General features: G+C 40.4%; 9 protein-coding genes. All 9 read left to right on the forward strand.

The features are described 5' to 3' along the window. Positions 1 to 120 precede the first annotated feature (120 nt). The 9 genes from QM843_RS09330 to QM843_RS09370 all read left to right on the forward strand — a co-directional run bounded on the left by QM843_RS09330 (position 121) and on the right by QM843_RS09370 (position 8046). On the forward strand, positions 121 to 1407 hold the full coding sequence (locus QM843_RS09330) for a peptidase U32 family protein (protein WP_045607117.1): 1287 nt from the start codon (positions 121 to 123) through the stop codon (positions 1405 to 1407). Positions 1408 to 1721: 314 nt separating this feature from the next. Next, positions 1722 to 1922, forward strand: a complete 201-nt coding sequence (locus tag QM843_RS09335; protein WP_001054558.1) for a F0F1 ATP synthase subunit C — start codon at positions 1722 to 1724, stop codon at positions 1920 to 1922. A gap of 33 nt (positions 1923 to 1955) precedes the next feature. Further along, positions 1956 to 2666 carry a F0F1 ATP synthase subunit A gene (gene atpB / locus QM843_RS09340; protein ID WP_000392870.1) on the forward strand — a complete coding sequence of 237 codons (711 nt, stop codon included), beginning with the start codon at positions 1956 to 1958 and terminating at the stop codon, positions 2664 to 2666. 13 nt (positions 2667 to 2679) lie between these two features. Then, positions 2680 to 3174: a F0F1 ATP synthase subunit B gene (gene atpF, locus QM843_RS09345; RefSeq protein ID WP_001103468.1), complete on the forward strand. Its 495-nt coding sequence runs from the start codon at positions 2680 to 2682 to the stop codon at positions 3172 to 3174. After that, complete coding sequence (locus QM843_RS09350; protein ID WP_237446784.1) at positions 3174 to 3710, forward strand: F0F1 ATP synthase subunit delta; 537 nt, start codon at positions 3174 to 3176, stop codon at positions 3708 to 3710. The genes atpF and QM843_RS09350 overlap by 1 nt, the downstream gene beginning before the upstream one ends. 14 nt (positions 3711 to 3724) lie before the next feature. Continuing rightward, on the forward strand, positions 3725 to 5230 hold the full coding sequence (gene atpA / locus QM843_RS09355) for a F0F1 ATP synthase subunit alpha (protein ID WP_237446785.1): 1506 nt from the start codon (positions 3725 to 3727) through the stop codon (positions 5228 to 5230). Positions 5231 to 5245: 15 nt separating this feature from the next. Then, complete coding sequence (locus QM843_RS09360) at positions 5246 to 6124, forward strand: F0F1 ATP synthase subunit gamma (RefSeq protein WP_000301224.1); 879 nt, start codon at positions 5246 to 5248, stop codon at positions 6122 to 6124. Positions 6125 to 6209: 85 nt separating this feature from the next. Continuing rightward, positions 6210 to 7616, forward strand: a complete 1407-nt coding sequence (gene atpD / locus QM843_RS09365) for a F0F1 ATP synthase subunit beta (RefSeq protein WP_000094357.1) — start codon at positions 6210 to 6212, stop codon at positions 7614 to 7616. Positions 7617 to 7626: 10 nt separating this feature from the next. Beyond that, positions 7627 to 8046, forward strand: coding sequence for a F0F1 ATP synthase subunit epsilon (locus QM843_RS09370; RefSeq protein WP_004256585.1), 420 nt, complete (start codon positions 7627 to 7629; stop codon positions 8044 to 8046). Positions 8047 to 8182 lie beyond the last annotated feature (136 nt).

An 8182-nucleotide genomic window follows, 5' to 3' on the forward strand; every position in this document is an offset into this window, starting at 1 on the left:
TGAAGAGTATTAAAAGATTAGAATTGTCAAAACAATCTGTCTAGGCTTGATTTTATGGCTTATTTACTATAAAATGAGAAGGAAAAACGTCAAACTTTTATATTGCAAATAGGAGAAAACATGACAAAAACATTAAAACGTCCAGAGGTTTTATCACCTGCAGGGACTTTAGAGAAGCTAAAAGTAGCTGTTCAGTATGGGGCAGATGCTGTCTTTATCGGTGGTCAGGCCTATGGTCTTCGTAGCCGTGCAGGTAACTTTACTTTCGAACAGATGGAAGAAGGTGTCCAGTTTGCGGCCAAGTACGGTGCCAAAGTCTATGTAGCTGCCAATATGGTTATGCACGAAGGAAATGAAGCTGGTGCTGGTGAGTGGTTCCGTAAACTACGTGATATCGGAATCGCTGCAGTTATCGTATCTGACCCAGCCTTGATCATGATTGCAGCGACTGAAGCACCAGGTCTTGAAATCCACCTCTCTACCCAAGCAAGTGCAACTAACTATGAAACTCTTGAGTTCTGGAAAGAACTGGGCTTGACTCGTGTCGTTTTGGCGCGTGAGGTTTCAATGGAAGAATTGGCAGAAATTCGCAAACGTACAGACGTTGAGATTGAAGCCTTTGTTCATGGAGCTATGTGTATTTCCTACTCAGGTCGCTGTACGCTTTCAAATCACATGAGTATGCGTGATGCTAACCGTGGTGGTTGCTCTCAGTCTTGCCGTTGGAAGTACGACCTTTACGATATGCCATTTGGGAAGGAACGTAAGAGTCTTAAAGGTGAAATTCCTGAAGAATTTTCAATGTCAGCCGTTGATATGTCTATGATTGACCATATCCCAGATATGATTGAAAACGGTGTGGACAGTCTGAAGATCGAAGGACGCATGAAGTCTATTCACTATGTTTCAACAGTAACTAACTGTTATAAGGCGGCTGTTGATGCTTATCTAGAGAGTCCAGAGAAGTTTGAAGCTATCAAGCAAGACTTGATTGATGAGATGTGGAAGGTTGCCCAACGTGAATTAGCAACAGGTTTCTACTACGGTACACCATCTGAAAATGAGCAGTTATTTGGTGCTCGTCGTAAAATTCCTGAGTACAAGTTTGTTGCTGAAGTGGTTTCTTATGATGATGCGACACAAACAGCAACTATTCGTCAACGGAACGTTATTAACGAAGGAGACCAAGTTGAGTTTTATGGCCCAGGTTTCCGTCATTTTGAAACGTATATCGAAAATTTACATGATGCCAAAGGCAATAAAATAGACCGCGCTCCAAATCCAATGGAACTCTTGACAATCAAAGTCCCACAACCTGTTCAAGCTGGAGACATGGTTCGAGCTCTTAAAGAAGGTCTCATCAATCTTTATAAGGAAGATGGCACCAGCGTCACAGTGCGTGCTTAATAAACATGTAGGAGACGAAAGCTTTCTAGTTGCTTTCCCTTTAATCCTACTTACTAAAGAACCTTAGGTTAAAGAAAATATATTAATTTCCATCCGAGATTTCATCTCGGATTTTTCATTATTTTTCAGAAAGACCTAGATAATAGACGGATTTATTACAAGTTTTTTCCAAAGTTTTCTATTATAATAAGCTAAAAAATAGTAAAATTGTAAATAATTTTCATTAAACGCTTTCAACGTAAGTAAAAAGTTGACAAATCCAATTTTTAGGACTAAACTAAGTAAGTAAATTTTAATTAAAAGGAGAATTCGTCATGAATTTAACATTTTTCGGTCTATGTCTTGCCTGTATGGGTGTATCTCTTGGTGAAGGTTTGTTGATGAACGGTTTGTTGAAATCAGTTGCTCGCCAACCAGATATCATCTCAGAACTACGTAGTTTGATGATCCTAGGGGTTGCCTTTATTGAAGGTACTTTCTTCGTTACTCTTGTATTTTCATTTATCATCAAATAAAAGAAGTATAAATTGAAAAAGGGAGGATTTTAGATGGAAGAAAGTATTAATCCAACCATCAATATTGGTCCTGTTACCTTTAATTTAACCATAGTAGTTTTGACTTTGTTGACTGTAGCACTTATTTTTGGCTTTATTTATTGGGCAACTCGAAATATGACATTGAGACCCACAGGAAAACAAAATGTATTAGAGTATTTATTTGATTTTGTTGTTGGATTTACAAAATCAAACCTTGGTCCAATGATAAAGGATTATTCTCTCTTTTATTTCTGTTTATTCCTATTTATGGCCATTGCAAATAATATTGGCTTAATGGCTAGAATTCAGACTACAGATGGTGTAAATCTTTGGACCTCACCAACAGCAAATTTGTCATTTGACTTGGTCTTGTCTTTTACAATTATCTTAATGACCCACGTAGAAGGAATTCGTCGTCGTGGAATCAAAAAGTATTTAAAAGCATTTGTGACACCAGGTTTTATGACACCAATGAATCTCTTAGAAGAAGTTACCAATCTCCTTTCACTTGCATTGCGGGTATTTGGTAATATCTTTGCAGGAGAAGTGATGGCAAGTATGTTAGTCCTACTTTCTCATCAGGCCTTCTATTGGTATCCTATTGCTTTTGGAACAAATCTAATCTGGACTGCATTTTCTGTTTTTATTTCTTGTGTACAAGCATATGTATTTACATTGTTGTCTTCGATGTACTTAGGAAATAAAATTAATGATGAAGAATAGAAAGGAGTAGTTTATGAATGTAACAGTAGGTGAATTGCTTGGTGATTTTATACTAATCGCTGGTTCCTTTATTCTCTTGCTAGTCTTGGTTAAGAAATACGCTTGGTCAAATTTGACTAGCATTTTCGAACAAAGAGCAGAAAAAATTGCAGCAGATATTGACGGAGCTGAACAAGCACGTCAAAAAGCAGAAGTATTGGCTCAGAAACGCGAAGATGAATTGGCTGGTAGCCGCAAAGAAGCTAAGACAATCATTGAGAATGCGAAAGAAACAGCTGAGAAAAGCAAAGCTAGTATTTTAGCAGATGCTAAGCTAGAAGCAGGACGCTTGAAAGAAAAAGCGAACCAAGAAATTGCTCAAAATAAAGCTGAAGCTTTACAAAGCGTTAAGGGTGAGGTAGCAGATTTGACAATCAGCTTGGCTGGTAAAATCATCTCACAAAACCTTGACGGTCATGCCCATAAAGAACTCATTGATCAGTATATCGATCAGTTAGGAGAAGCTTAATGGACAAGAAAACAGTAAAGGTAATTGAAAAATACAGCATGCCTTTTGTCCAATTGGTTTTAGAAAAAGGAGAAGAAGACCGTATCTTTTCAGACTTAGCTCAAATCAAGCAAGTTGCTGAAGAAACAGGCTTACCTTCTTTTTTAAAAAAAGTGGCAGTAGACGAGTCTGACAAGGAAAAAACAATTACTTTCTTCCAAGATTCAGTGTCACCTTTATTGCAAAACTTTATCCAGGTTCTTATCTACAATCACAGAGCAAATCTTTTTTATGATATTCTTGTAGATTGCTTGAACCGACTTGAAAAAGAAACAAATCGATTTGAAGTGACGATTAGGTCAGCTCATCCTTTAACTGATGAACAGAAGAGTCGCTTGCTCCCTTTGATTGAGAAAAAAATGTCTCTTAAAGTAAGGAGTGTAAAAGAACAAATCGATGAAAGTCTTATTGGTGGTTTTGTCATTTTTGCCAATCACAAGACAATTGATGTGAGTATTAAACAACAACTTAAAGTTGTTAAAGAAAATTTGAAATAGAAAGTGGTGTTCTTTTGGCAATTAACGCACAAGAAATCAGCGCTTTAATTAAGCAACAAATTGAAAATTTCAAACCCAATTTTGATGTGACTGAAACAGGTGTTGTAACCTATATCGGGGACGGTATCGCGCGTGCTCACGGCCTTGAAAATGCCATGAGTGGAGAGTTGTTGATTTTTGAAAACGGCTCTTATGGGATGGCTCAAAACTTGGAGTCAACAGACGTTGGTATTATCATCCTAGGTGACTTTACAGATATCCGTGAAGGCGATACAATCCGCCGTACAGGGAAAATCATGGAAGTCCCAGTAGGTGAAAGTCTGATTGGTCGTGTTGTGGATCCGCTTGGTCGTCCAGTTGACGGTCTTGGAGAAATCTACACTGATAAAACTCGTCCAGTAGAAGCACCAGCTCCTGGTGTTATGCAACGTAAGTCTGTATCAGAACCATTGCAAACTGGTTTGAAAGCTATTGACGCCCTTGTACCGATTGGTCGTGGTCAACGTGAGTTGATTATCGGTGACCGTCAGACAGGGAAAACAACCATTGCGATTGATACAATCTTGAACCAAAAAGGTCAAGATATGATCTGTATCTACGTAGCGATTGGACAAAAAGAATCAACAGTTCGTACGCAAGTAGAAACACTACGTCAGTACGGTGCCTTGGATTACACAATCGTTGTGACAGCCTCTGCTTCACAACCATCTCCATTGCTTTTCCTAGCTCCTTATGCTGGGGTTGCCATGGCAGAAGAATTTATGTACCAAGGTAAGCATGTTTTGATCGTTTATGATGATCTTTCAAAACAAGCGGTAGCTTATCGTGAACTGTCTCTCTTGCTTCGTCGTCCTCCAGGTCGTGAAGCATTCCCAGGGGATGTTTTCTACCTTCACAGCCGTTTGCTTGAGCGCTCAGCTAAAGTTTCTGATGAACTTGGTGGTGGCTCTATTACAGCCCTACCGTTTATCGAGACACAAGCAGGAGATATCTCTGCCTATATCGCAACCAACGTGATTTCAATCACTGATGGACAAATCTTCCTTGGCGATGGTCTCTTCAATGCGGGTATTCGTCCAGCCATTGACGCGGGTTCATCTGTATCACGTGTAGGTGGTTCTGCACAAATTAAAGCCATGAAAAAGGTTGCTGGTACACTTCGTATCGACCTTGCTTCATACCGTGAGTTGGAAGCCTTCACTAAGTTTGGTTCTGACTTGGACGCAGCAACACAGGCTAAGTTGAACCGTGGGCGTCGTACAGTTGAAGTTTTGAAACAACCTGTTCACAAACCATTACCTGTTGAGAAACAAGTAACCATTCTCTATGCTTTGACACATGGTTTCTTGGATACTGTTCCTGTAGATGAAATTGTTCGTTTCGAGGAAGAGTTCCATGCCTTCTTTGATGCTCAACATCCAGAGATTTTGGAAACCATTCGTGATACAAAAGACTTGCCAGAAGAAGCAGTCTTGGATGCTGCGATTACAGAGTTTCTCAATCAAACCAGCTTCCAATAAGAATAGAGGTGTCAGATGGCAGTATCTCTAAATGATATTAAAACAAAAATCGCCTCAACAAAAAATACGAGTCAAATCACTAATGCCATGCAGATGGTATCAGCTGCTAAGCTAGGTCGTTCTGAAGAAGCTGCTCGCAATTTCCAAGTTTATGCTCAGAAAGTTCGTAAACTTTTGACGGATATTCTTCATGGGAATGGAGCTGGTAGTTCAACCAATCCGATGTTGATTAGCCGTCCAGTTAAGAAGACAGGCTATATCGTCATTACATCAGACCGAGGTTTGGTTGGAGGTTATAATTCTTCTATTCTGAAAGCCGTTATGGAGCTGAAAGAAGAATACCATCCAGACGGTAAAGGTTTTGAAATGATCTGTATTGGTGGAATGGGAGCTGATTTCTTTAAAGCTCGTGGTATTCAACCACTTTATGAACTACGTGGCTTGGCAGATCAACCAAGCTTTGATGAAGTTCGTAAGATTATTTCAAAAACTGTTGAAATGTACCAAAATGAACTTTTTGATGAACTCTATGTCTGCTATAACCACCATGTCAATACGCTAACCAGTCAAATGCGTGTGGAACAAATGCTTCCAATTGTTGACTTGGATCCAAATGAAGCAGATGATAGTTACAGCTTGACCTTTGAATTGGAAACTAGCCGAGAAGAAATTTTGGAGCAGTTGTTGCCTCAATTTGCAGAAAGTATGATTTACGGTGCTATTATCGATGCTAAGACAGCTGAAAATGCTGCTGGTATGACAGCCATGCAAACAGCGACAGATAATGCTAAGAAAGTCATTAATGATTTGACAATTCAGTATAACCGTGCCAGACAGGCGGCGATTACACAAGAAATTACAGAAATCGTAGCAGGAGCTAGTGCCTTAGAATAGGCACTAGTCCAGCTCGTATGAAAATGAACTTAGGACCTAGTTAAGCTAGGGACCGACAGTATCTTATATAGAATAGGAGAAGGAGATGAGTTCAGGTAAAATTGCTCAGGTTATCGGTCCCGTTGTAGACGTCTTGTTTGCAGCAGGGGAAAAACTTCCTGAGATTAACAATGCACTTGTCGTCTACAAAAATGACGAAAGAAAAACAAAAATCGTCCTTGAAGTAGCCTTGGAGTTGGGAGATGGTATGGTCCGTACTATCGCCATGGAATCAACAGATGGTTTGACTCGTGGAATGGAAGTATTGGACACAGGTCGTCCAATCTCTGTACCAGTAGGTAAAGAAACTTTGGGACGTGTCTTCAATGTTTTGGGAGATACCATTGACTTGGAAGCTCCTTTTACAGAAGATGCAGAGCGTCAGCCAATTCATAAAAAAGCTCCAACTTTTGATGAGTTGTCTACCTCTTCTGAAATCCTTGAAACAGGGATTAAGGTTATCGACCTTCTTGCCCCTTACCTTAAAGGTGGTAAGGTTGGACTTTTCGGTGGTGCCGGAGTTGGTAAAACTGTCTTGATTCAAGAATTGATTCACAACATTGCCCAAGAACACGGTGGTATTTCAGTATTTACCGGTGTTGGGGAACGTACTCGTGAGGGTAATGACCTTTACTGGGAAATGAAAGAATCAGGCGTTATCGAGAAAACAGCCATGGTATTTGGTCAGATGAATGAGCCACCAGGAGCACGTATGCGTGTTGCCCTTACTGGTTTGACAATTGCTGAATACTTCCGTGATGTAGAAGGCCAAGACGTGCTTCTCTTTATCGATAATATCTTCCGTTTCACTCAGGCTGGTTCAGAAGTATCTGCCCTTTTGGGTCGTATGCCATCAGCCGTTGGTTACCAACCAACACTTGCTACGGAAATGGGTCAATTGCAAGAGCGTATTACATCAACTAAAAAGGGTTCTGTAACCTCTATCCAGGCTATCTATGTGCCAGCGGATGACTATACTGACCCAGCGCCAGCAACAGCCTTCGCTCACTTGGACTCAACAACTAACTTGGAACGTAAGTTGGTACAATTGGGTATCTACCCAGCCGTTGACCCACTTGCTTCAAGCTCACGTGCCTTGGCACCTGAAATTGTTGGAGAAGAGCACTATGCAGTTGCTGCTGAAGTAAAACGTGTTCTTCAACGTTACCATGAATTGCAAGATATTATTGCTATCCTTGGTATGGATGAGCTTTCTGATGAAGAAAAGACCTTGGTTGCTCGTGCTCGTCGTATCCAGTTCTTCTTGTCACAAAACTTCAACGTTGCTGAACAATTTACTGGTCAACCAGGTTCTTATGTTCCAGTTGCTGAAACTGTTCGTGGCTTTAAGGAAATCCTTGATGGTAAACACGACCACTTGCCAGAAGATGCCTTCCGTGGTGTAGGTTCTATCGAAGATGTGATTGCAAAAGCTGAAAAAATGGGATTTTAAGAGGTGATCTATGGCTCAGTTAACTGTCCAGATCGTGACACCAGATGGTCTCGTCTATGATCACCATGCCAGCTTTGTATCAGTTCGAACTCTGGATGGTGAGATGGGAATCTTGCCACGACATGAAAATATGATTGCAGTTTTAGCAGTTGATGAGGTTAAGGTTAAACGTGTAGATGATGAAAATCACGTGAACTGGATTGCAGTGAACGGAGGCGTTATCGAAGTTGCCAATGGCGTTGTCACAATTGTTGCTGACTCTGCAGAACGTGCTCGTGATATCGACGTTAGTCGTGCAGAACGTGCCAAACTTCGAGCAGAGCGTGAAATTGAAGAAGCACAAGACAAACACTTGATTGACCAAGAACGTCGTGCGAAGATTGCACTGCAACGTGCCATTAACCGTATTAATGTCGGAAATAGACTATAAGAAAAAAATGGCTCTTTGTCAACTGTAGTGGGTTGATGAAAAGCTAAGCTCGAGAAAGGACAAATTTCGTCCTTTCTTTTTTGATATTCAGAGCGATAAAAATCCGTTTTTTGAAGTTTTCAAAGTTCCGAAATCC

The sequence above is a fragment of the Streptococcus mitis genome, from assembly GCF_047463435.1.
GTDB classification, from domain to species: Bacteria; Bacillota; Bacilli; order Lactobacillales; family Streptococcaceae; genus Streptococcus; species Streptococcus mitis_DS.